The following is a 24,061-nucleotide window of genomic DNA, read 5'->3' on the forward strand; positions in this document are numbered from 1 at the left end:
GATGATCGTATAGTACTTGCTATATCACGCACATTCGATTTATAAAATTGTAGTTGTTAGATTCTACAAACAAAAATGCCACTTTTAAAAGTGGCATTTTTTTACTAAATTTTAAGGCTGTAGTCCTAAAGAACTTAGTTTTATTTAGGGGCAATTAAGCACAATATAGGGTTTAACATTTCGTGGACTAAATAGCTGCACCAGTGAATGCTCAAGTTAATCGCTATCGGTAGGGGCAATTTAATACCATAGCATGGGCCTAAAACCCTACATAAGCTATTAAATTACCTATAATAAACAGGCTCTAACTTTCTATTTCCCACGCGCTGGTACCCGCTGCAGATAAGTTAGCCGTATTTTTACGTAAAACTTTGTTACCCACATTGATAGATGATTGAGGGCGACTAACCAAATAACCTTGAACAGAGCTTACTCCCATGCGTTTTACAAGTTCAAACTGCTCAATTTCTTCTACGCCCTCTGCCACTATTTTAAGTCCTAACTTTTGACCTAATTCACTAATAGTATTAAGGATGTCATTGTACTTTGGACTTTTATCGGCTTGAGAGATAAACGAGCGATCTATTTTTATTACATCAATGGGCAAATCAGCCAATGTACTTAATGAACTAAAGCCAGTACCAAAATCGTCAATAGCAATTGTCACACCTTCTGCACGAAGCCGCTCAAGCTCTTCAATCATACTTTTACTGGCTTTAATAAACGTAGACTCTGTTATTTCTAGCATTAAAGAATGCGATGGCAGCCCTGTGTTTTTTAGGTTTTTCATTATCCAATCGTACACTGAGCGGTGTTTTAGTTGCACACCCGATACATTAACCGAAATTTTTACTTTGCGCATACCGGCATTATGCCATGCCGCCATTTGTCTACACGACTCATGCATAATCCAATCGCCGAGCTCTAAAATAAGGTTAGACTCTTCGGCAATAGGTATAAACTCCGCCGGTGAAATCATCCCTTCTATAGGGTGATCCCAGCGTGTAAGCGCTTCAAAATAATCTATCATGCAATCTTCTACATGCACGATAGGTTGAAAAGATAAGTAAAAGTCTTTACACGCAACCGCCAAACGCAGCTCTTCTAATAAATAGTGATAGCGGCGCATTTTATTACCCATCTCTGGGGAGTACACTTTAAAAATGCCTTTACCATCGCTCTTTGCACGGTACATTGCCACATCGGCCAATTGCAATAATGCTTGTGGTGTTGATGCGCTCTCTGGGTAAGCCGCTATACCAATACTGGCGCTAATTTTTATTATTTTATTACCTAGTACAAAGTCCTTTTCAAGTTCACTGAGTACGTGCTTAGCAATATCGACCACTTTATTATCGGTATCTACCGACTCAATAAAAATTGAAAATTCGTCACCGCCTAAACGTGATAAATTTTGCTCTAACTGATTCGCCTCGTTAATATTACTTAACTTATGATGGCGTAATACGTTAGCTAGGCGCGTAGCAACCTGCACCAAAATTTCATCACCAAAGCTGTGGCCAAACGAGTCATTTACCTGCTTAAACCCATCTAGGTCAATAAACAATAAGGCGCATTTAAGCTGCTCTTCATCAGTAAAATTTATTTGCCTATCTATATGCTCAATATAAGCATGGCGGTCAATGAGCAAGGTTAGCTTATCTTGGCAGATACTTGTTTGTGTTTGCTTTAAATAATTAGCAACATGGGTATTTAAATTGTTTATTGACTGGCTCAAATTACCCAGCCCTGATGGGTTGTCGTGTTGGGGTTGTAGGTTAAAGGCAACAAGCAATTGATTAGCGTTGTTATTCAGCTGTGCAATTTGATGCTGATAAGAGATTTTTTTACGCTCTTTACGAATAATTGTAAAGCCAACAAACAATACCATACACACCAATATAAAGTTTATTGGCGACGTTAGCGTCATTAAAATAAGCTTTGTTGCGTTTGCAGCGATAAATTCCGTGTCGGTAGTTTTAACTAACAAAAAATCGGCAGAAGGCTGGTGTATTAAGTAGTGCCCATTGAGCATAGGGTTATACCAAGGCGCCATTTCGAGCGTTGTATCTACAATATCAAAGTGGCGTAAATCTATATCAGGGTTGAATAAATTAATGCGGTTAATCTGGTTTGTTAGTTCGATGTTTAAACAAAAGCAAAATAAGATAAATACAAAAAAAATGCCGCCTAAGGGTTTAAATTTATTCATCAATAAAATCCATCTAAATTACTTATCCTATAAACCCGTTACTAAAAGACGATTATATCGCCTGTTTTTAGTACTAAGCAAGCCATAGCACAGTCCTTATTCATTAAAATTTTAGAACTGTACTCAAAAAGAATAAATTAATGCTTAATAATTAACTAATTATAGAGTGTGATGAATAAAAATAAACCACTTTGTTAAAGTTACATATTTTGGCTTAACAACCTATAGTTGCCATGCATAGCTCACTTTTGTAAAAAATGTACGTTGATCTCTTTCAACGTGTTTTAGAGAATCGTCTTGATAGCTTTTATCTGAGTAGCCTAAATAAAATAATGTTTGAGCATTAATTTTGTACGAGTAAACTAATTGGCTGCCATAGTCTTTATTAATGTGGCTAACTTGGTAGTAGTAGGCGTCTTTATTTCTATCAATGTCTTCAAATTGCAATATAAGCTTGAGCATAGCGCGCATGCTAAATTTATAATAAAGCCTAAAATCTAATAAGTTAGCAGTATAAACTCGCTCCCCTTGAGGGTTATCTAAAACGCTGTAGTTATGTGTAGCGTCTACTTGCCAATGATCGTTTATATCCCACGTAACTTGTGTTTGCGTTGCATACGAATCGCCAATTTGCTCATTGGCGTAATCAATGCGGCTGCCATACTCACCATAAAACGAAAGCCATATATTGTTTTTAGGTTTAAAGCCCGTATAAACAAAGCCAATATTTTGGTTATAAAAAGCATCATTATAGTTTTCATAACGATGCAGTAAGCCAATTTCAAAAATAGACTGCTTTTGCCCTTTTAATGTTATAAATCCTTGGTATTCTTCTTCAAGTAGGTCGCCATTTTGCGCCCATGTTTTATCCCAATCAGCCTCATAAGACCATGACGTTAATAAGCCAGACTCATCTGCATACCAGGTTTGTCCGCCCCCAAAGCCTACGTTCTCATAATCTACTTTTTCTTGATAACCTAAGTCAGTGCGATAATCTTTACCTATATTTTCGTAGCTAGCAAACAAATTGTAGTCACGTTTATCACGGGTAAACTCTATAGCGTACGCTTCATCAGATTGAGTTTTAGATAAGTTATAGTTACTTGTTAAAAAATCAGAGTTTTTAGAATCTGTTGTAGCTACCTGGTAGGTCAGTAGATCTGATTGATTAAACCAATAGCTGCCATCGACAGAAAGTACTGTATTGGAGTAATCATCGCTTTCGCGGTGAGTCGTACTTAGCCCTATAGTGCCTTGCTGGCCAATATCGTATTGATAACGCGCTGCTGCTGCATGGGTTTTATCCTCTAAAATTGCAAAACCAGAGCCTTGATTTGTAGGCAATAAAATATTGCTATTATTGTCATCGGCATACATAAATGCATAGCTATGTTGCCCTGTTTTACCTGTTAATTTCGCCCCAACTTCAGGCTCTGCAATAGTGCGGGTATACAATAGTTCAAATAAACTGCTTTTAAAATAAGATGCGCCATCTAAAAAAAATGGTCGCTTTTCTGCATAATAAATTGAGTACGTGGTATTTACATCAAGGGCTAACGCATCACTTTCTATTTGCGAAAAATCTGGGTTTATAGTGGCATTAATTACCGCATCTTGTGTAACCCCCCAGCGTAAATCAAGGCCAGCTTCGGTGTCTATATCGCCATTATCCCACTGCCCTGGCAAGGTAGCTTTTGAATCATTTCTGAGCGCCGTAAGTGTAGGCGTTAGTTGCAGATTTTTACTGGCTTTTATATTTTTAAAACCATTTAATTTATCAAACTGACATAAACTGCATTTTATATCTCGGTCAAACCCCATGTTTGAAAGCTGATACAGTACATCACGTTGGTAATTTCGCATAAGGGCAAAGCCCCATGTTAAATCTGTTTTATTTTCAGGAAATCTCAGTGCTTTAAAAGGTATACGCATTTCAACCACAAACCCTTGGTCGGTAATTTGCCCTGCGCTATCCCATATTGCATCCCAAGACGGGTCTGATTGCCAGCCATCGGTGTCACTCATTCGCGTATCACCTTGCGCACCCAATGGGTTTACATAAAATTCGTAAGCTGAACGTTCGTCGTTAAAAGTGTCAATAATTAAAATAACCGTATCATCTTGCCAAAGCGTATCTCTGTCGCGAAGAGAAGCTGTTATTTCGCTCGGCTGTGGATCTTCGGCTACAAAAGCAACATATAAGTTGCTGCCATCTTCATACATGTAAGCATCAGTTTTAACCGGTGGGGCGCCCTTTTCGTTAGGCTCATCTTGAAATGCTATAGGAACTAAAGTGGCATTTTGCCAGTGGGGCTCATCAATTACGCCATCTACAGTAATATCTGCATTTATATGTACAAGAGAATGCTGCTGTTTTTCACTGGCATAAAGGTGGTTAGAAAATAAAAGTGCTAATAAAAAGGGGAATAAAGCACTGCATTGTTTTTTTATAATTATTAAGTACTGCATAAACATCCATTTAGACGTATTTACCCTTAAAAGGTAAACTTATTTATGCAGTGTAATTTAAGTCAGTACATTTGTTAATAGCTTGATACTAAAAACAATAGCTTTTTTAACTAATTAATATTAAAGGCTTAATTTAAAAGCTAGGTTTCAATTAATTTAAGCTTATTAGCCACACCATTCCAACTATCGGCATCAGCAGGCGCTGGTTTTACCTCAACAATGCGTGGCCACACCAATGCAAGCTCAGCATTAAGCTCGGTAAACTCTTTTTGGTCTTCCGGCAGCTCGTCTTCTTGGTAAATTGCTTCAGCTGGGCACTCTGGTACGCATAATCCACAATCTATGCAATCAATAGGGCTTATTGCTAAAAAGTTAGGGCCTTCGTAAAAGGCATCTGCAGGGCACACTGCCACACAATCTGTGTATTTACACTTAATACAGTTTTCGGTGACCACAAACGCCATAATAGTTTAAACCTAGTAATTAATTATCTACAGCGCGATCATACCCAACCCCATTAAAAACACAATAAATATGTGCCATCTGCGGTCAATTTAACGTAATATATGCGCCCTTAATGTATAGCCATTACGTGCCCTACACTTCTTATTGTGAGCGGATACTATTACCGCTAAGACACCTAAAAGAGATAACAATGATACGTTTAACCGAAATAAAGCTGCCGCTTGATCATAATGAAGACGCTATAGGCCAAGCCATAGTTGATAAACTAAAAATACAGCCAGCGCAGCTACACAGCTACAATGTGTTTAAACGTGGGTACGATGCACGTAAAAAAACGGCTATTTTACTTATTTATACCCTCGATATTGAAGTAGATAACGAAGAAGCGCTGTTAAACGCATTTGCTAAAGATCAGCACGTAAAACCAGCCCCCGATACCTCATACAAATTTGTTGCCCACGCCCCCGCTAACCTTACTGAGCGCCCTGTAGTTATTGGCTTTGGCCCGTGTGGATTATTTGCGGGCTTAGTGCTGGCTCAAATGGGTTTTAACCCTATTATTTTAGAGCGCGGTAAAGAAGTACGCGAACGCACCAAAGACACCTTTGGCTTTTGGCGTAAACGCACCCTTAATACAGAGTCTAACGTGCAGTTTGGCGAGGGTGGCGCAGGTACATTTTCAGACGGTAAACTATATAGCCAAGTAAAAGATCCAAAACATTACGGGCGTAAAGTTATCACCGAATTTGTAGAAGCCGGCGCACCAGATGAAATTTTATATGTAAGTAAGCCACACATTGGTACGTTTAAACTTGTTACCATGATTGAAAAAATGCGCGCACGTATTATTGAACTTGGTGGCGAAATCCGCTTTAGTACCCGCGTAGACGATATTCATATAGATGATGGACAAGTAACAGGCTTAACGCTTTCAAACGGTGAAAAGCTCAATACCCGCCATGTAGTACTTGCTGTGGGACATAGCGCCCGTGATACCTTTAAAATGATCCACGATAAAGGCATTTATGTAGAAGCTAAACCGTTTTCTGTGGGCTTTAGAATCGAGCATAAGCAATCGATGATTGATGAGTGTCGTTTTGGGCCTAACGCGGCTAACCCCATTTTAGGCTCTGCTGATTATAAACTCGTTCACCATTGTGATAATGGCCGCACAGTTTACAGCTTTTGTATGTGCCCAGGAGGGACTGTTGTAGCCGCCACCTCTGAAGAAGGCCGCGTAGTAACAAACGGTATGAGCCAATACTCTCGAAGTGAGCGCAATGCAAATAGTGCCATTGTAGTAGGTATTACACCTGAAAAAGACTTCCCTGGTCACCCGCTTGCCGGCATTGATTTGCAACGTAAACTAGAAGAGCAAGCCTATGCATTAGGCGGTAGCAACTACGATGCACCAGCACAGTTAATTGGCGACTTTTTAAAAGGAAAAGCATCGGGCGATTTAGGTGATGTACAACCGTCGTTTACACCAGGAATAAAACTCACCGATTTAGCAAATGTACTCCCGCAGTTTGCTATCGATGCTATACGCGAAGCCATTCCAGCCTTTAATAAGCAAATTCGTGGTTTTTCTACAAACGACGGTTTATTAACAGGGGTAGAAACCCGTACATCATCACCTATTAGTATCAAGCGCGATAAAAGCTTCCAAAGCATAAATACTAAAGGTTTATACCCAGCGGGTGAAGGCGCAGGTTACGCAGGTGGTATTTTATCTGCAGGCATTGATGGTATTAAAGCGGCTGAAGCCGTTGCACTCTCAATGTTAGAAAACGCTTAACCCTTTTAAGTTATTAATCAAAAACCTCACTTAGTGAGGTTTTTTTGTTTAAACCTTGAGCTAAATTGAGGCACAAAAAAACCCGAGTAAGCCTCAGGTTTTTTAAAAGCGCTACACTTTGTAAGCTTACTTTTTAAGGGTAAGCTTGGCGCCTTTTAAGCTTTTACGAACATTTGAAATACGTGAGCGATTTACCGCACGTGCTTCGCCTGTTGCTTGGCCTGTTGGCTTATTAGTACGGCTACGACGTAAATGCGCTGGTTTTTTACCTATTTTATCAATAAGTACTTCACGGCTACTTACTTCATAACCCTCTAAGTAAACACGCTTGATTTTTTGGCCAATTAACGACTCTATTTCAAATAAGGTGTTTTCTTCTTCGCGGCTTACAAACGAAATAGCTTGGCCTTGATTACCAGCACGACCTGTACGGCCAATGCGGTGTACGTAATCTTCTGCAAGCCATGGTAAATCAATATTAATTACTCGTGGTAGGCCTTCAATATCAATACCACGCGCTGCAACTTCGGTAGCCACTAAAACACGTACTTTGCCTTCTTTAAATTCACGAAGTGCACGTCGGCGGTTACCTTGCGATTTAGCACCATGACATACAGTGGCAGGAATACCATCAAGGTTAAGCTCTTTAACCAGCTCATCCGCCGTTTCTTTCATGTTTACAAACACAAGTACCTGTTGCCAGTTCTTTTTACCAATCAGCTCAGAAAGCAGCTCTTGTTTACGGCGCTCTTCAACTGGGTACACAACATGCTGTACCGTACTTGCTGTACTATTAGTTTGATCTACGCGAACAATTTCAGGTTGTTTTAATACTTTTGCTGCAAACTGCTTAATAGCCGCTGGAAAAGTGGCTGAAAAAAGTAAAATTTGGCGCTGCTCGTCACAACTTTTAATAACACTTTGCATATCTTCAATAAAGCCCATATCAAGCATACGGTCGGCTTCATCAAGTACTAAGTGTTTAACACTTGCTAGGCTTAAATTACCTAAACGAATATGATCAAGTAAACGTCCTGGAGTTGCAACTACAACATCTACGCCGTCTTTAAGTGCATTTGCTTGGCCTGCGGTATTAACACCGCCAAATAGGCTCACTACTTTTAAAGCGGTATGTTTTGCATAGGCTTTAAAGTTATTTGCTATTTGCTCTGCCAGCTCACGAGTTGGCGCAAGCACTAACGCGTGTGGAGCATTGCTTGCGCTTAGCTCAGATTCAGTTAATTTTTGGATGATAGGTAAAGCAAACGCAGCCGTTTTACCTGTGCCTGTTTGGGCACTTGCTAAAACGTCTTTACCTTTACGAACAGCCGGAATAGCTGAACGCTGAATGGGCGTAAGGGTGTGGTAATTAAGTTCGTCTAACGCCTGAATAAGTTCAGGGGAAAAACTAAAAGATTTAAAATTCATGCTGTATAACCTGCGGCCACATTTATCAAGGGTCGCAAATTATACAGCAAAAATGCGTCAACAGTTAGTGATTAGTGTTTATTAATACAAACTTATCACTAAGATAGGATGAGCACATCATCGTTATTTAAAACGTTAGCTTTATTGCCCACAATATCATCAACGTTAAGCTCGTTTATTAAGGCCTCGCCTTGTGCTTGTTGCTCATCGCTCAGTGGCACATACGGCAATCTAAATACGGGATTTACCGCGCCTGTCATCATCATTGCGGTGTTTATTGCAATCGGGTTTGGCTCGCAGAATAGCCAGTTCATTAAAGGTTGTAATGAGGTATTTAACGCATCATTTTTAGTATCCATTAACTGGCGGAACAACCCTGGTATAAGATTAGATGTGACCGATATAACACCGTGTGCATTGTGCGTGTGGCGTGCATCGTGTGCTTCGTCATCGTTACCTGACCAACACGCAATGCCTTGCTGTTCGTAATGGGCAATACGCTCGTTACCACCACATTCTTTTACACCAATTAAATTAGGGTGTTTTGCTAATGGCTCAATAATATCAGGGGTTAAATCTTGCCCTGTGCGCCCTGCTACGTTGTAAATAAACGCAGGGCCTATATCGAGTACACGTTTAAAGTGCTCGTTCACACCAGCAATAGAGGTGCGGCCATAATATGGGTTAATTTGTAGCGCGGCATGCATACCACTTGCAAAGCCATACTTAGTGGCTTTAATAGCTTCGCGGGTATTATTGCTACCCGTATTCCCTACAATCACCAGCTTATCGCCATATTTATTTGCACTGTGCGCGATAAGCATTAAATGCTCTTCCCAGTTCATTAGCTGGCCTTCGCCGGTTGTACCACCAACCACAATGCCATCTACACCCGCTGCAATTTGTATTTCAACGAGTTCATCGTACTTTGCTAAATCTATTTCACCATTGGCTAAGTATGGGGTTTTAATGGCGGTAATTAAGCTTGCTTGTTTAATTTGTTCTAGGGTGCGCATAAAAATTCATTATTTATAAAACTTGCGCTATTTGTAACATACTTGCACGCATTTTTGCAGGCCTAAGCGAATAATAAACGTAAAATGGCTTGTGTTATTTAGTTTGATAATACAAAATACAAATACTGTATATTTAAACAGTGTTTGTGTTTTTAACTTTAAGCGAGCCATTATGCGTTTATCTGACTACTTAGCCACTCATTTTTATAACACCGATGAGCTTTGCCATGCTTTAAATATTGATGCCGAGCAACTAGATACATGGCAGCAGCAAAGTATTTTTCCTAAACCAAGTTATTGCATAAAAAGCCAATTAAGTTGCAGCTCGTACTCTGGTTTGTATGAATGTGAAGAGTACGATGACTATTACCCGCGCGGCTGTGTAAATTGGGGGCAAGGGCTAATAAAACAAAAAATAGAATCCTCTAGTAATGCCTTTAATTACTTTGCGCAGCAGTACACGGCAAGCCTGAGTAAACTTGCCCAGCAAGGCTTTAGTTTTGATGAAGAATTATTTGGCTGCGAAATAGACGAGCATTTACAGCAAGTGTGGCAACAGTTTTTATGCAGCAAATACGGCGTACTGACACAAAACGGTTTAATTGACGAAATAGTATGTGTGGATATAGGCCGCTTGCTGGTAGACGATATTACTGAATTGCGCACTAAAGGGAGTTTAAACCAACAAGAGCGTACGCAGCTTCACCCCGCGATGAAATTACTCAATAAAGCATTAGGCCACGGTGCCGATCACGAAAAACAACACACATTGCGTGCCCGTTACATAGATGCACTTATTTTAAAGTACGATTTATCGATTAAATAAAATGGCTGAGGTTTTAATACGAGGTGGGTATTTAAAAGACTAAGTAACGCAAATGGCGATGTATGCTTACGCCGCCACTGTATTTTACTCATTAACTAATATTAAGAGTGCTTTTTACTAGCCGATGGTGTTGTACACATCAATATTACTGCTTGTTACAAGCCCGGTAACTTGGGTACCAAATGCTTTGTAGTGAGGCTCTTGTTTATGAGCTTCAAAGTGTTCTTGCGACGCCCACTGCTCACTTACAAGGTACTCGGTATTGTCTGAGTCTTGTTTAACCGACAACTCGTAACGCAAACAACCCACTTCTTGTCGTGAATACTTTTGCAGATTTTCGAGCGCAGTTAAAACAACCTCTGCGTCGATATTTTTGCTCGCTATAGTGGCAATTACCGTTAACATACGGAGTCCTTTTAAAAAAGTAAAGGTGCAGCTTTGCTACACCTAATGTTGTTTTACGTATTTTATTACTGATCCCACTGCGGCGCAAAATCAGGCGTAGCTTGGCGGTCGCCACAATCAAGTCCGTCAATACGAGCAATGTCTTCAGCGTCTAACTTAACATGGTCATTAAAGTTATCTTCTAAGTTTTTACGCTTAGTTGACGATGGAATGGTGGTCATGCCGTTGGCATTAATCCATGCAATAACTACTTGCGCTGGCGATGCCTCATGCTTATTGGCAATATCAATAATAGTTTGATCTTTAAGTACTTTACCAACTACAAATGGCATATACGCTGTAACGTGAATGTCGTGCTGGGCACAAAAAGCGCGTAGCTTAGTATTGGTTAAATACGGATGCACCTCAACTTGGTTAGTAAATATTTCACGCGAATCAAGTGTTTGCATTGCTTCGTTTAAGTTGGCAATAGTAAAATTAGATACGCCAATATGTTTTGTTAAACCAAGCTGCTTAGCTTTTAAAAGCTCCGTTAGGTACTCACTCATTGGTTCATCATTTGAAGGCGCAGGCCAATGAATAAGCAGTAGATCGACAGAGTCTACTTGTAATTTCTCGAGTGACTTTTCAACGCTGGCAATAAAGTCAGTTTTGTTAAGCTTGTTGTTCCACACTTTGGTGGTTAAAAATATTTCGCTGCGCGGAATGTTACTATCTTTTATGGCTTGGCCTACTTGCTCTTCATTACCATAAATTTGCGCAGTATCAATATGACGAAACCCCACTTCTAACGCCATTTTTACTGAATTGTAGGCGGTATCGCCTTCTAAACGGAATGTTCCCATGCCTAAATCTGGCATTTCTATTACACGTTGTGTCATGGCTCTATCCTTATAAAATAATCGGTTAAAAATACAAACTGTTTAAAGTTTTACGAAATACACCTTTTACTTCTTTTGTGTTGTCACCTAAAAATTTATGACCTCAATACAGGTAATGAGGTCATAAATTTAAGTTTCAACCTTAACAGAATACTTTATGCTTGTTTCACTTCTCGCTTATCAAGCATGCCACTGTAACGAGTTACTACTAATGCAAGAGCGGAAATTGCTGCGCCAATCCAAGCGGTATCTTGAAGTGACATGCCCTCTACTACACTGCCACCAATAATTGAGCCCAGTGCGATACCAATATTAAACGCTGCTATGTTTAAGCCCGATGCGACATCTACCGCATTAGGAGTATGCTTTTGCGCCTGCTTTACGACATAAAGCTGTAAACCCGGTACGTTACCAAACGCAAATGCACCCCATACTAAAATAGTCAGTACGGCCGCTACTTTTGACTCCATCGTAAAAGTAAAAGCCAATAAAATAATTGTCAGCGCGCTAAATATAATACTCAGTGCGCTAATCGGGCCGCGTTTATCAGCCAGTTTTCCGCCCCAAATATTACCAATGGCTACCGATACACCGTAAACCAGCATAATTAAACCAATCGCTGAAGGAGCAAAACCTGTTTCTTGCTCTAAAATAGGTGCTAAGTAAGTAAACGCAGTGAACGTGCCGCCGTAACCTAAAATTGTCATTAAATATACGAGTAATAAGCGCGGCTTAACAATAACCTGAAGCTGCTCTTTAAACGTTGCCGGAATAGACTGTTTTAAGTTTTTTGGTACTAAAATAGCGCTGCCAATTAAAGCGATTAAACCCAGTACCGACACCACTAAAAACGTTGCTCGCCAGCCAAAGTGTTGGCCAATCCAAGTGCCTAGTGGCACACCCGTCACTAGCGCTACAGTAAGTCCGGTAAACATAATAGCAATAGCACTGGCTTCTTTATCTTTACTTACTAAGCTTGTGGCAATCATTGAGCCAATTGAGAAAAACACCCCGTGAGCCAAGCCTGTTAAAATACGCGCTAGTATTAATGTTTCGTAACTAGGCGCTTGCCATGCAAGTAAGTTACCTAAAACAAATAAGCCCATTAAGCTTATTAGTACAATTTTACGGTTCCAACGCCCAGTTAGTGCGGTCAGTACTGGTGCACCAATGGCAACCCCTACTGCATATAAACTAACTAGCAAACCCGCTGAAGGTAGGCTTACGCCTAAATCGTTTGCAATAGTAGGCACTAATCCCACTATTACGAACTCGGTTGTTCCTATTGCAAATGCGCTTAAGGTGAGCGCCCACAAAGCCAATGGCATAATTAAATCCTCATTATTAGTTAAGACTTACAGTTTGACTAATAATGTGTTTGCAAAAAATAGCATTAGTGACAAAATACTTTTGTAATTAATGCAAAAGTAAGGTGCTCACGTATGGCTCAGCATGCAAAAACCGAAGACTTAGAAATGTTTTTAACGGTAGTAGATAGCGGAAGTTTTTCAGCAGCAGCTAATTTGCTTGATCAGCAAGTAGCAAAAGTATCGCGGGCCGTGTCTCGCCTTGAAAACACGTTACAATGTACATTACTAAATAGGACCACTCGCCGATTAGAGCTAACCGAAGAGGGCCATACCTTTATTAAATATGCTCGCGATGGCTTAAACACCTTACAAACCGGCGAAGAGGCAATAAAGCTTTTAAAACAAGCCCCTAGTGGAAAATTACGTATTGATGCAGCAAGCCCCTTTGTACTGCACCAATTGGTACCTTTAATTGCTGAATTTAATACGCAATACCCCCACATTACGCTTGATATAACCTCCCACGACAGCATTATAGATTTGCTCGAACATAAAACCGACTTAGCAATTCGTATAGGTGAGTTAAAAGACTCTAACCTACATGCAAAAAAGCTCGGCGTAAGTAAATTGCATTTAGTTGCAAGCCCTAGTTACCTTAAAAATACACCGACTATTTCGCACACCAGCGACTTAACCCAGCATAAACTCATTGGTTTTACCGACTCGCCTAGACTTAATAACTGGCCGCTAAAATCGCCCACAGCTTTAAATTTTGGCTTAACCGCCAGTAGCGGCGAAACTGTACGCCAGCTATGCTTGGCAAACCAAGGGGTGGCGCTGCTTTCGCACTTTATGATTGGTGATGATTTAAAATCAGGCAAGCTAATAGAAATTCTGCCAGGGAGTATCAGCACGCCAAACAACCGCGAAATTGTGCAAGCGGTGTATTACAAAAACAGTGCTGTATCGTCGCGTATAATGGCCTTTTTAGACTTTATAAAACCACTGCTGAAATTGTAAGTGACGTTTTTATACCAAACGCTTAATTAAGTAATCTATATTGAGGCTGGAAAAACGTGTTGATAGCTAAGCAAAAAATTGGCTATTTCGTTGTTCTCAGCAATTGCTCCTGCATCCATGCAGTCGTAAATGAAAATTTTTTAACGCAGGTAGCGACACGTTTAGCCCCGCAATATGATTAAGTATAATTGTGGATTGGTTTTAAGCCCAAGGGCAGCATAACTAACACCCTAAATAAGAAGGAATAAAATGGACTCGTTAACGCAGGTAGTTTTGGGTAGCGCAGTAGGTTACGCGGTATTAGGTAATAAAATTGGCCGGAAAGCTGCTTTATGGGGTGCTGCTTTAGGTACTTTACCTGACTTAGATGTTTTTATTCCTTATGGCGGGCCAGTGGAGGCATTTACTTATCATCGCGGTTTTAGCCATTCGTTTATAGTGCATTTATTAATTAGCCCCCTTATTGTTTGGCTTATTTTAAAAATACACTCCGGCATGCAAAGACATAAGGCGCGCTGGTTTTGGCTGGTATTTTTATGTTTATCGACCCATGCATTACTTGATAGCTTTACAGTATATGGTACGCAATTAATCTGGCCGCTTAGCGAGCACCCTTTTGCTATTTCAAATATATTTATAATTGACCCCCTGTACACCCTGGCGTTATTGTTGGCCTTTCTGTGCACTTTAATACCTAAAATACACACACCGCGCATTTATAAAATTAATGCCGCTATGCTTGTGCTCAGTAGCCTTTATTTATGTAGTTCTCTTATTTTAAAAGTAATAATTAACAATAAAATAGACGCGGCGTTTGCACATAAGCACATACACATTAATAACTATGTAAGCACCCCCGCCCCACTTACAACCTTGCTATGGCGAGTTGTTGCAATGTCTGATGGGCAATATTACATAAGTTATGCCTCGGTATTTGACTCCCCTGAAGAGGTTACAATAAACCGCTATAACACAAGCCCCGCTTTACTAAACGATATTAAAAATGAATGGGGCGTACAACGCTTACAATGGTTTACTAAAGGTTTTTATAGCGTGAAAGAGCAGCAAAATAAAATTGTTTTATCCGACTTACGTATGGGCATAGAGTGTTATTACGTATTTAATTTTGCAGTTGGTGAAAAAACCAATAAAGGAGTGCAGGTAAGCAACTTTGAAAAACTAAATCAGCGCTCAAATTTAAGTAGCCTAAGTAAAGTGTGGGGTAGAATTTGGAACCCTGATGTCAGTTTAGCCCCGCCCTATGCAGATAAAAATTGTATGAAAACGCCTTAACACTCTGATTATAATTGCATTCATTAATCTGAGCTGGCGTTAAAATATTTAAGTTTGCTTTCGCTAGCTAAAAATTTTAAGTGAAAAAAAACAAATTAGCAGCTTGAGATAGATTTATTATCCAAAGCTCAGGTTGGTGGTTAATTAATAAGGCGCAGCCAAGTGAGCGTTTCACCTGCGCCTAAGTATTAATTTTGGTGCTCGTATTGTCCGCGGTATACCTCAAACACTTTTAAAACAGTGTGCTGTTCTTTATTTAGATTATCAAACCAATCGTCAAATAGTTCGTCGTTATCTTGCTCACTTAACGCCATATAGTGTGCTAATAGCTCAATAATGTCGTTGTGTGTACAGTCTATTGGATTAATTTGCTCAGATAAGACTGTGTGATCGCGCTCTCTAAGGGTTTCCATCACCCCTTGGTCTATTTGTTCTTGTTGTGCTGCGTCGCTCATAGCTTACCTCTAAACCGTAAAAAATTTTCTTGTTAACACTTTTTTATATAGTTATAACAGCCTAAAAACTAATAGCCAGTATTTTTGGTTTAAGTGGTTATTTTTTGAATTGTTTGCGCAATTAGCCAGCAAAAACCCATGTAAATGAGAGTAAAAATCATTTGCACAAACGTCGTAAACGCGATAATCTACAGTTATATTATCACATAACAACTTGAGGCGTATTATGAAACCTAATATCCATCCAGATTACAACGTGGTTGCTTTTCACGATACAGCTGCCGATAGCTACTTCATTATTGGCTCTACCATTAAAACAGACCGCACTATTGAGCTTGAAGGGAAAACGTATCCGTATGTGCCTATTGATGTGTCTAGCGACTCGCACCCATTTTATACTGGTAAGCAAAAAACAGTGGCTAGTGACGGACGTGTCGCGCAGTTTAACCGTCGCTTTAAAAACTTATCTACTGCCAAAAAAGGTGAGTAATGAAAGTATTAAGCTCGCTTAAAAGCGCTAAGCAACGACCAGGATGTCAAATAGTGAAGCGAAAAGGACGTGTTTTTGTTATATGTAAAGACAATCCACGTTTTAAAGCAGTACAAGGAATGAAGAAAAAGTAACACTAATTCCGTGAAGTATACGGGTAAACGATACATGTTTACCCGTATTTTTTATTTAACAACTACAGAAAACTCAGGTTGGGCCTGAATCACTTTTTTAACAGTACACGTATTAACCGCAGCAATAAGTGCTTTTTTATATTTTTGAGGAAAGCCATCTGGTAAATTAATTTCGATAGAAAATAATTTTTTACCTTCTTCATCTACGTTTTCATTATTTTGTGTAAGCGTCATCCCTTGTGTAGAGATATCGCGTTGCTCACAAAATTTACGCGCATAAAACCCAGCACATAGCACCATGCTTACTAAGAAGTAGTCAAACGGTTCTGGGTGTTCGGCACCGCCACCAGCATTAATACTTTGATCGCTTATTACTTCAAGATCGCCAAATTTTGCACTTTGTTTTTGACCCTCTAACAATGACACCGAAATTTCCATTACTATTCCTTAATTAATCTGCACCCTAAATAAGAGCTTTACTAAATATTGAAAAATGAGCATTCAAAATTTTTAATCTACAGCTATACATTTTATTAAAACATCACAAATCTGCGCATCAAAAATGCGCTACTGCGAAAAAGTTAGCATAGGTAGCGCTGAAATAACTGCTCGACATTAATTTACAAAAAAGCTGAGGTTAATTACCAAACAATAAGTCAAAAAAACCCGGAGGCTCGTGCAACTCATGATACTTCTTGCGTAAATCATCTATATTTTTAAGGGCTGGCTTTGCTGCATCAAGCCCGCGCTCATTCGCTAATTTTTTTGCCAACTTTGCTTGCGCAATAACTTTATCTAGCCCTTGTAGCGACATTTGTGCTTCTTTATGAAAGGTCGCTTTTTTACTGGTTTCAACCAAAGTAATAAACTTATCTATGGCGGTATTAAAGCCACCTATACCTACTGCTTGCACCGCATTTTTATAAGCAAGGCCTGTATTTTTCATATTAACTTCGAGATCAACTTCTTGCTCTGAAAATGCCGCAGTACTAAATACAAAAGTAAAAATTAAAACTAAAAACTTCATGGTAAAACCTATTTATAAAAAACAGTATAAGTGTATCAAGTTTACGTAATAAAGTAACTCAAGGCGCATAGGAAGCTAGATAACTGTAAAGGGGCTTTACAATAAACGAGTAAGTAACAAGTATTACCTTTATAAATGTAACTAAACAGTAAACACAAATAATACACCTTAAAAAAACACCCTATAAAAGGGACAATATAAATTAGCACCGCCTAATAAAAACTCAAAAATCTCAATATAAACACATGAATTACCTATATTAAATACAATTTAAAAACAGTGACAACAATTTCAATTAGAAGAATAATCTTATTTTAAAACAAAGGTTAAGCATGTTTTTTTCATTTAATTAACACTGTATTTGGGCTTATTTTATTGTGATTTCAGCGAAAATGAGTTGTTCCCATATACATCCATGTTAATTGTTAATGTGCAATGTAAATAATAAATAAACAGCTCGTAGTAGTTAATACACATTGCACAAGAGCTGTACCTAAAATCACAAGTAATCATCTAGGGAATTTCAATGAAAACGTTTAATATAGTCTCTCACAGTATTAAAGCTGCACTTTGTCTCTCAACTGCAGGTTTAGCATTTTCATCATTAGCGGCAGAAGAGGATGAAAAAAAATTAGAAAGAATAGAAGTAACAGGTTCTAAAATCAGCCGTGTAGGCGCAATAGCCCCTGCCCCTGTTACCGTTATCTCTGGCGAAGATCTTATTAACACCGGCGCAGTTAATATTGGTGAAGCCTTAAACAAATTACCAGCGTTAGGTAATACATACTCACTTGCAAACTCAGGCAGGTTCATTGGTACTGCCGGTTTAAATATTCTTGATTTACGTAATATGGGCACAGACCGTACCTTAGTACTTGTTAATGGTAAGCGCCATGTTTCAAGTTCTGCGGGCTCTCAATCAGTCGATACGAATACTATTCCAAGTGTATGGGTTGAGCGCGTTGAAATAGTTACCGGTGGTGCATCGGCCGTTTATGGTGCGGATGCCGTAACGGGCGTAGTTAACTTTATCTTAAAAGACAACATTGAAGGCTTAAACGTAAGTGTGACTAAAGGGGTTTCTGATCTAAGTGATTATAACAACGAAAAAGCCACTTTTTCATATGGTAAAAACTTTGATAATGGCCGCGGTAACGCAGCATTTGCAGTTGAATACTCTGGTCAAGACTCATTAAACGCACTTGATCACCCGTGGACAGACGGCTCTTACTCAAGTTTACGCAACCAAGCACAAACTGATGCTAATAAAGATGACCCAAACTTTCCTGATAAAATTTACACACCAAATGCAGGCTACTATGCAATTAATAACGCAGGCGTATTTAGCGTAGGTAACGGCTATGTAAATACGTTTAATCCAGATGGAACACAGCGTGATATTTATATTGGCGACAATGTTGATGGACTACTGTGTGCCGATTGTGACTCGTTTAACCTTGCACAATTTGATGAAATACAACCTGAATTTGAAAGATACAATGTTAATTTCAAAGTCAACTATGACGTAACAGAAGACTTAAATGCTTATTTTGAAGCAAAATACGTCAACAGTGAAGGTGAAAGCATTGGTCAACCAGCATTCTTCTTCGGCGATCCTAGAAATACAATCAGTATAGATAACCCATACTTAGATGACAGCGTCAGAACATTAATGGAAGAGGCTAATGATGGTGAAGGCGTCGACTCGATTAATGTTTTACGTATGATGACAGATTTAGGTCGTCGTATCGAAAATAACACCCGTGAAACCACGCGCTTTGTAGCGGGTTTAAAAGGAACAGTTTTAGAAGATTGGGATCTAGATGCTTCAGTGGTTCGTGGTAAAACCGAGCTTGAGCGTGTAAATGGCGCTAATATGATTTTAGATAACTATTCTTTCGCGCTTGATGCAATTGAAGATGACGAAGGCAACATTGTATGTCGTAGTGAAGCTGCACGTGCTGACGGCTGTGTGCCTGTAAACATTATGGGTTTTGGCGCACCTAGCCAAGAAGCCATTGATTATATTAATACCGTATCAACCGGTACTTCTGAAATCACACAAACAGTGGTTTCAGCTTCACTGGCAAATGGTGCACTTTTTGAAGTACCGGCAGGTTATGTTGGTATGGCATTTGGTGTTGAATACCGTAAAGAAGAAAGTGAAACAATTGAACCTGACAACGCTGAGGGGACTTTCTTCAATGCTTTAGGTGAGGATAAGGGCGAATTTGATGTAAATGAAATTTTTGCTGAGGCCACTATTCCTTTAGTCTCTGACCTTCCTTTTGTTCAAGATTTAGTACTGGATGCAGCTGTGCGTTACGCTGATTACAGCACCATTGGTGATGCAACAAGCTGGAAGCTTGGCTTAGATTGGACTGTTAATGACCAAGTACGCTTGCGATTTACACAGTCAGAAGCACTAAGAGCGCCTAATATTGGTGAAATTTTTGGCGCACCTAGCCAAACTTTCTATAACGTAGATGATCCTTGTTTAGCCGATAACTTAAATGATTTACAAAATAGCGACACTCGCCGTGCTAACTGTGCTGCGCTTGGTGTACCAGTTGGCTTTGAATCAGACTACGATTCACAAACACTTGAAGGCTTACAAAGTGGTAACCGTGATGTTAAAGGTGAAGAATCAACAAGTACAACGATAGGTTTAGTGTACCAGCCTGATTTCATTGAAAATGCAGTATTAACGGTAGATTACTGGAAAATAGAACTAGAAGATGCGATTTCTACAATTGCATCTCAAGAAATTCTGGATCGCTGTGTCGACAGCACTTCAGGTATTGAAAATCAATACTGTGATTTAATAACGCGTGATGCAAACAGTGAAATTACGCTAATTCAAAACTCAGTTCTAAACGTATCAGGCCAAGAAGCTTCTGGTATTGATTTTGAACTTGCTTATGACTTTGATGCCCTTGAGGGTAGCTTTGCAACCCGTTTAATTGGTACTTATTTAATTGAACGTAAAGAGTTCCCATTCCAAGATGAACCAGAAGAGTTCATTGAATATGCGGGTACAACTGGCGAAGCTGAGTGGCAAGCTAACATTAATATAGAGTATAGCTACGAGCGTTTCTACACCTCTTTAAGCACTCGCTATATTGAACAAGTGAGCTTATACACAGAACAAGAACTTGAAGACAACCCTAACCCTAGTAGCTTAATGAACTATGGCACTTATATTATTTCAGATATAACAGTAGGTTATAACTTTGATAATGGCATGGGTGTTAAATTAGGCGTAGATAACGTATTTAACAGAGAGCTTCCATACGGTACACGTGGTACAGGTAGTGGTAGTGCAAGTTACGATAATATTGGCCGTTTTGGCTATGTAAACTTATCATACGATTTTTAGTTTTTAACCCTCCCTAGAAAGGCCCTTAATTGGGCCTTTTTTATTTTTTTAGATGAAATTTACTCAATTTATTGTTTTTAGAAACATATAACTGCTTCATCATGTTACTTTTTCGGGGTCAACCGACACAAAGTAATTACATTAAAAACACATTGGAGCTCATTTTTAACTCATGCGTTCAATTTACGAGCAAAGCATAGTTAAGCCCCACGCCAACTGCAAAGCCATTAAAAGATTAAAAAACAAACCAATAAATCAACCAAACGTAAACACACCTGTAAAATAACAAAAAATGTAACACTACGCCCTTTTAACCCTCATTAGTATTAACAAAACCCGAGTGATTTATTGTTGCGTTAATACTAACAAGCGGCAACTTTAGACAATTTAATAAAGAGTTAACTTACTGAAAAAGCAAAAATTACGACGCTTCTATTCATTGTTTCAGCATGCAATAATCGCCGGCCATATAACAAAAGTTATAGGGCTTAGGCTAAATGCACTGTGTATTTAGCTAAAAAGTTAATGTATTTAATTATTATAAAATCTCCTTTGGGAAACACATGAAACGTCATAATTTACTTTCTACTAGCATTAAATGTGCATTAATTACTGCTGCTGCAACAGCGAGTAATTCTGTACTTGCACAAGATGAGCAAGCGACAAAAATTGAACGCGTTGAAGTAACGGGTTCGCGTATTTTACGTGAAGGCGCTATTGCACCGGCTCCAGTAACAGTTATAAGCGGCGAGCAGCTAATTAATACTGGCGCTGTAAACATTGGTGAAGCGCTAAACAACTTACCAGCACTTGGCAATACATATTCAATGGCTAACTCAGGCCGCTTTATTGGTACTGCTGGTTTAAACATTCTTGATTTACGTAACATGGGTACCGACCGTACCTTAGTACTTGTAAACGGTAAGCGCCACGTATCTAGTTCAGCGGGCTCTCAAGCTGTAGATACAAATACTATTCCGAGCGTCTGGGTTGAGCGAGTAGAAATCATTACTGGTGGTGCATCAGCTGTATACGGTGCTGATGCGGTTACAGGTGTTGTCAACTTTATATTAAAAGACAACATTGAAGGTATGGATTTTAGCGTTACCCGTGGTTTTGCCGATTTAAACAGCTACAACAACGAAAAAGCAACGTTCTCGTACGGCTCTAATTTTGATAACGACCGTGGTAATGCCGCTTTTGCTATTGAGTACTCAGGCCAAGATTCATTAAATGCACTTGACCACCCTTGGACTAGCACATCTTTTAGCAGCTTACCTAACCAAGCCCAAACGGATGAGAACAAAAATAGTGCTGACTTTCCTGATGATATTTTAACACCTAATGCGGGTTATTTCGCCATCAATGATGCAGGTGTTTATGCACTTGAAGATCCAAGTAAATTTATTAATAGCTTTAACCCGGATAGCAGTGCTCGTGACTTATACATAGGCAATAATGCAGATCCATATTCATGTGCAGAATGTGACTTTTTTAACCTAGGCCAATTTGAAGAAATACAACCTGAGTTTGAGCGTTACAACGTAAACTTTAAAGTTAACTACGATGTTACCGACGATTTAAACGTCTACTTTGATGCAAAATACGTAAACAGCCAAGGCGAAAGCATAGGTCAACCTGCGTTTTTCTTTTTTGACAGCGACAACAGCATTAAAATTGATAACCCTTACCTAGACCCAGATATCAAAGCGCGAATGGAAGAGGAAGGCGTTGATTCAATCATGATAAACCGCATGATGAGTGACCTTGGCCGCCGCGTTGAAAATAATACCCGTGAAACAACCCGATTTGTTACAGGCTTAAAAGGGACTGTGTTTGAAGATTGGGAATTAGATACATCAGTTGTGTATGGTCAAACTGACTTAGAGCGCGAAAATGGCGCAAATATGATTTTAGCCAACTACTTTAATGCCCTTGATGCCGTTGAAGATGCAGATGGCAACATCGTATGTCGCAGCGCTGCAGCACAAGCTGATGGCTGTGTACCGGTTAACATTATGGGTTTTGGCGCACCATCTCAACAAGCGATTGATTACATAAATACGGTCTCTGTAGGTACGTCAACTATTAAGCAAACCGTGGTTTCTGGTTCACTTGCCAATGGCGCTATTTTTGAATTACCAGCAGGTTACGTAGGTGTTGCATTTGGTGCTGAATACCGTAAAGAAGAAAGCGAAACAAAAGAGCCAGATAACGCAGAAGGTACATTTTTTAACGCTTTAGGCGAAGATAAAGGCTCGTTTAATGTGCGTGAAGTATTTTTTGAAGCAACTATGCCTATTTTAACTGACTTACCGCTTATTCAAGATTTAGTATTTGATACCGCTGTACGTCATGCTGATTACAGCACAATTGGCGAAGCAACTAGCTGGAAACTAGGCCTTGATTGGACTGTTAACGATGAACTACGTGTGCGTGTAACGCAATCTGCAGCACTTCGTGCGCCTAACATAAGTGAAGTATTTGGTGCAGCAAGCCAAACTTTCTACAATGTAGAAGACCCGTGCCGCGCTGAAAACATAGCTAATTTATCAAATGCAGCAACACGCACCGCAAACTGTGCTGCATTAGGTGTTGCAAGTGACTTTAACTCAGGTTACGACTCAGCCTCTTTAGATGGCTTGACAAGCGGTAACCGTGATGTAAAAGGTGAAGAGTCTACAAGTACAACGGTAGGTATTGTTTATCAACCAGAGTTTTTAGAAAACGCTGTGCTTACTATAGATTACTGGGAAATTGATCTAGAAAATGCAATTGACACAATCGACGCGCAAGAAATTCTTGACCGCTGTGTTGATAGCACAACAGGTATAGACAATCAGTACTGTAATTTAATTACACGTAATGCCAGTGGTGAAATTTCGCTGATTCAAAACTCAGTGCTTAACGTAGCTGGTCAAAAGGCGTCGGGTGTTGATTTTGAACTAGGCTATGACTTTGATGCGCTAGAAGGTAGCTTTAAAACACGTTTAATTGGTACTTACCTTATTGAACGTAAAGATTACCCGTTCCAGGATGATCCTAGTTCATATATTGAGTACGCAGGTACAACCGGCGAAGCGAAATGGCAAACTAACCTATCGGTTAGCTATGCAATGGATAACTTTTATTCAACGGTTGAAACACGCTTTATCAGCGAAGTTGATTTATACACAAATGTAGAGCTTGCGAGTAACTCGAACCCAAGTAACCAAATGTCTTACGGTAAATACTTTATTACTGATATGACTGTGGGTTATAACTTCGATAGCGGCTTAGGCGTTAAAGTAGGTGTTGATAACCTATTTAATCGTAAACTTCCGTATGGTACACGCGGGACAGGCGAAAACAGCGCAAGTTACGATAACATTGGCCGCTTTGGCTACATTAACTTAAGCTACAGCTTATAATTAGTAACAACGTTTATTAATTAAGTTAAAGGCTCGCACTGCG

General features: G+C 39.4%; 19 protein-coding genes. 8 read left to right on the plus strand and 11 right to left on the minus strand.

Annotated elements, in window-relative coordinates; all coding sequences use genetic code 11:
- Window positions 1-304: 304 nt before the first annotated feature.
- The 3 genes from CWC04_RS03640 to fdxA all read right to left on the minus strand — a co-directional run bounded on the left by CWC04_RS03640 (window position 305) and on the right by fdxA (window position 5,145).
- Window positions 305-2,212 (minus strand): putative bifunctional diguanylate cyclase/phosphodiesterase, encoded by a 1,908-nt coding sequence (locus CWC04_RS03640; RefSeq protein WP_024031793.1) that lies wholly within the window; start codon window positions 2,210-2,212, stop codon window positions 305-307.
- Window positions 2,213-2,434: 222 nt separating this feature from the next.
- Entirely contained in the window at window positions 2,435-4,681 is a 2,247-nt protein-coding gene (locus tag CWC04_RS03645; protein WP_138684633.1) for a carbohydrate binding family 9 domain-containing protein, read from the minus strand.
- A gap of 140 nt (window positions 4,682-4,821) precedes the next feature.
- Window positions 4,822-5,145: a ferredoxin FdxA gene (gene fdxA, locus CWC04_RS03650; RefSeq protein WP_029774458.1), complete on the minus strand. Its 324-nt coding sequence runs from the start codon at window positions 5,143-5,145 to the stop codon at window positions 4,822-4,824.
- 191 nt (window positions 5,146-5,336) lie between these two features.
- Here fdxA and CWC04_RS03655 point away from each other — a divergent pair, with 191 nt between their 5' ends.
- Complete coding sequence (locus CWC04_RS03655) at window positions 5,337-6,944, plus strand: NAD(P)/FAD-dependent oxidoreductase (protein ID WP_138684634.1); 1,608 nt, start codon at window positions 5,337-5,339, stop codon at window positions 6,942-6,944.
- 126 nt (window positions 6,945-7,070) lie between these two features.
- Here CWC04_RS03655 and CWC04_RS03660 read toward each other — a convergent pair whose 3' ends face one another.
- Together CWC04_RS03660 and dapA are read right to left on the minus strand one after the other, a co-directional pair.
- Window positions 7,071-8,372, minus strand: coding sequence for a DEAD/DEAH box helicase (locus CWC04_RS03660; protein ID WP_138684635.1), 1,302 nt, complete (start codon window positions 8,370-8,372; stop codon window positions 7,071-7,073).
- Between the two features lie 98 nt (window positions 8,373-8,470).
- Window positions 8,471-9,388 (minus strand): 4-hydroxy-tetrahydrodipicolinate synthase, encoded by a 918-nt coding sequence (gene dapA / locus CWC04_RS03665; protein WP_126008959.1) that lies wholly within the window; start codon window positions 9,386-9,388, stop codon window positions 8,471-8,473.
- 172 nt (window positions 9,389-9,560) lie between these two features.
- On the opposite strand from dapA, the gene CWC04_RS03670 reads away from it, so the two are divergent.
- Entirely contained in the window at window positions 9,561-10,214 is a 654-nt protein-coding gene (locus tag CWC04_RS03670) for a DUF6058 family natural product biosynthesis protein (protein WP_126008961.1), read from the plus strand.
- A gap of 117 nt (window positions 10,215-10,331) precedes the next feature.
- Here the strand turns inward: CWC04_RS03670 and CWC04_RS03675 are convergent, their stop codons facing one another.
- From CWC04_RS03675 to CWC04_RS03685, 3 genes are all read right to left on the minus strand, one after another.
- On the minus strand, window positions 10,332-10,619 hold the full coding sequence (locus tag CWC04_RS03675) for a putative quinol monooxygenase (RefSeq protein ID WP_138684636.1): 288 nt from the start codon (window positions 10,617-10,619) through the stop codon (window positions 10,332-10,334).
- 65 nt (window positions 10,620-10,684) lie between these two features.
- Complete coding sequence (gene dkgB, locus CWC04_RS03680; RefSeq protein ID WP_004586484.1) at window positions 10,685-11,500, minus strand: 2,5-didehydrogluconate reductase DkgB; 816 nt, start codon at window positions 11,498-11,500, stop codon at window positions 10,685-10,687.
- A gap of 155 nt (window positions 11,501-11,655) precedes the next feature.
- A complete protein-coding gene (locus CWC04_RS03685; RefSeq protein ID WP_138684637.1) occupies window positions 11,656-12,828 on the minus strand; it encodes an MFS transporter in 1,173 nt (390 codons plus the stop codon).
- A gap of 114 nt (window positions 12,829-12,942) precedes the next feature.
- On the opposite strand from CWC04_RS03685, the gene CWC04_RS03690 reads away from it, so the two are divergent.
- Together CWC04_RS03690 and CWC04_RS03695 are read left to right on the plus strand one after the other, a co-directional pair.
- Complete coding sequence (locus tag CWC04_RS03690) at window positions 12,943-13,830, plus strand: LysR family transcriptional regulator (protein WP_138684638.1); 888 nt, start codon at window positions 12,943-12,945, stop codon at window positions 13,828-13,830.
- A 249-nt stretch (window positions 13,831-14,079) separates the two neighbouring features.
- Window positions 14,080-15,123, plus strand: coding sequence for a metal-dependent hydrolase (locus tag CWC04_RS03695; RefSeq protein ID WP_138684639.1), 1,044 nt, complete (start codon window positions 14,080-14,082; stop codon window positions 15,121-15,123).
- Between the two features lie 188 nt (window positions 15,124-15,311).
- Here the strand turns inward: CWC04_RS03695 and CWC04_RS03700 are convergent, their stop codons facing one another.
- Window positions 15,312-15,578, minus strand: a complete 267-nt coding sequence (locus tag CWC04_RS03700) for a hypothetical protein (RefSeq protein WP_004586487.1) — start codon at window positions 15,576-15,578, stop codon at window positions 15,312-15,314.
- A 226-nt stretch (window positions 15,579-15,804) separates the two neighbouring features.
- Here CWC04_RS03700 and CWC04_RS03705 point away from each other — a divergent pair, with 226 nt between their 5' ends.
- Both CWC04_RS03705 and ykgO read left to right on the plus strand, forming a co-directional pair.
- Entirely contained in the window at window positions 15,805-16,068 is a 264-nt protein-coding gene (locus tag CWC04_RS03705) for a type B 50S ribosomal protein L31 (protein ID WP_004586488.1), read from the plus strand.
- Window positions 16,068-16,202, plus strand: coding sequence for a type B 50S ribosomal protein L36 (ykgO, locus tag CWC04_RS03710; protein WP_004586489.1), 135 nt, complete (start codon window positions 16,068-16,070; stop codon window positions 16,200-16,202). Before CWC04_RS03705 ends, ykgO begins: the two co-directional genes overlap by 1 nt.
- A 51-nt stretch (window positions 16,203-16,253) precedes the next feature.
- Here the strand turns inward: ykgO and CWC04_RS03715 are convergent, their stop codons facing one another.
- Window positions 16,254-16,640, minus strand: a complete 387-nt coding sequence (locus CWC04_RS03715) for an OsmC family protein (protein ID WP_004586490.1) — start codon at window positions 16,638-16,640, stop codon at window positions 16,254-16,256.
- A gap of 199 nt (window positions 16,641-16,839) precedes the next feature.
- Complete coding sequence (locus CWC04_RS03720; RefSeq protein WP_029771982.1) at window positions 16,840-17,229, minus strand: cytochrome b562; 390 nt, start codon at window positions 17,227-17,229, stop codon at window positions 16,840-16,842.
- Between the two features lie 526 nt (window positions 17,230-17,755).
- Here CWC04_RS03720 and CWC04_RS03725 point away from each other — a divergent pair.
- Both CWC04_RS03725 and CWC04_RS03730 read left to right on the plus strand, forming a co-directional pair.
- Window positions 17,756-20,608, plus strand: a complete 2,853-nt coding sequence (locus tag CWC04_RS03725; RefSeq protein WP_138684640.1) for a TonB-dependent receptor domain-containing protein — start codon at window positions 17,756-17,758, stop codon at window positions 20,606-20,608.
- A 563-nt stretch (window positions 20,609-21,171) separates the two neighbouring features.
- The gene (locus tag CWC04_RS03730) at window positions 21,172-24,018 is read left to right on the plus strand and encodes a TonB-dependent receptor domain-containing protein (RefSeq protein WP_138684641.1); all 2,847 of its coding nucleotides are present in this window, start codon (window positions 21,172-21,174) and stop codon (window positions 24,016-24,018) included.
- Window positions 24,019-24,061: the final 43 nt, after the last annotated feature.

The organism is Pseudoalteromonas sp. S2893 (assembly GCF_005887105.1).
Lineage (GTDB): Bacteria > Pseudomonadota > Gammaproteobacteria > Enterobacterales > Alteromonadaceae > Pseudoalteromonas > Pseudoalteromonas atlantica.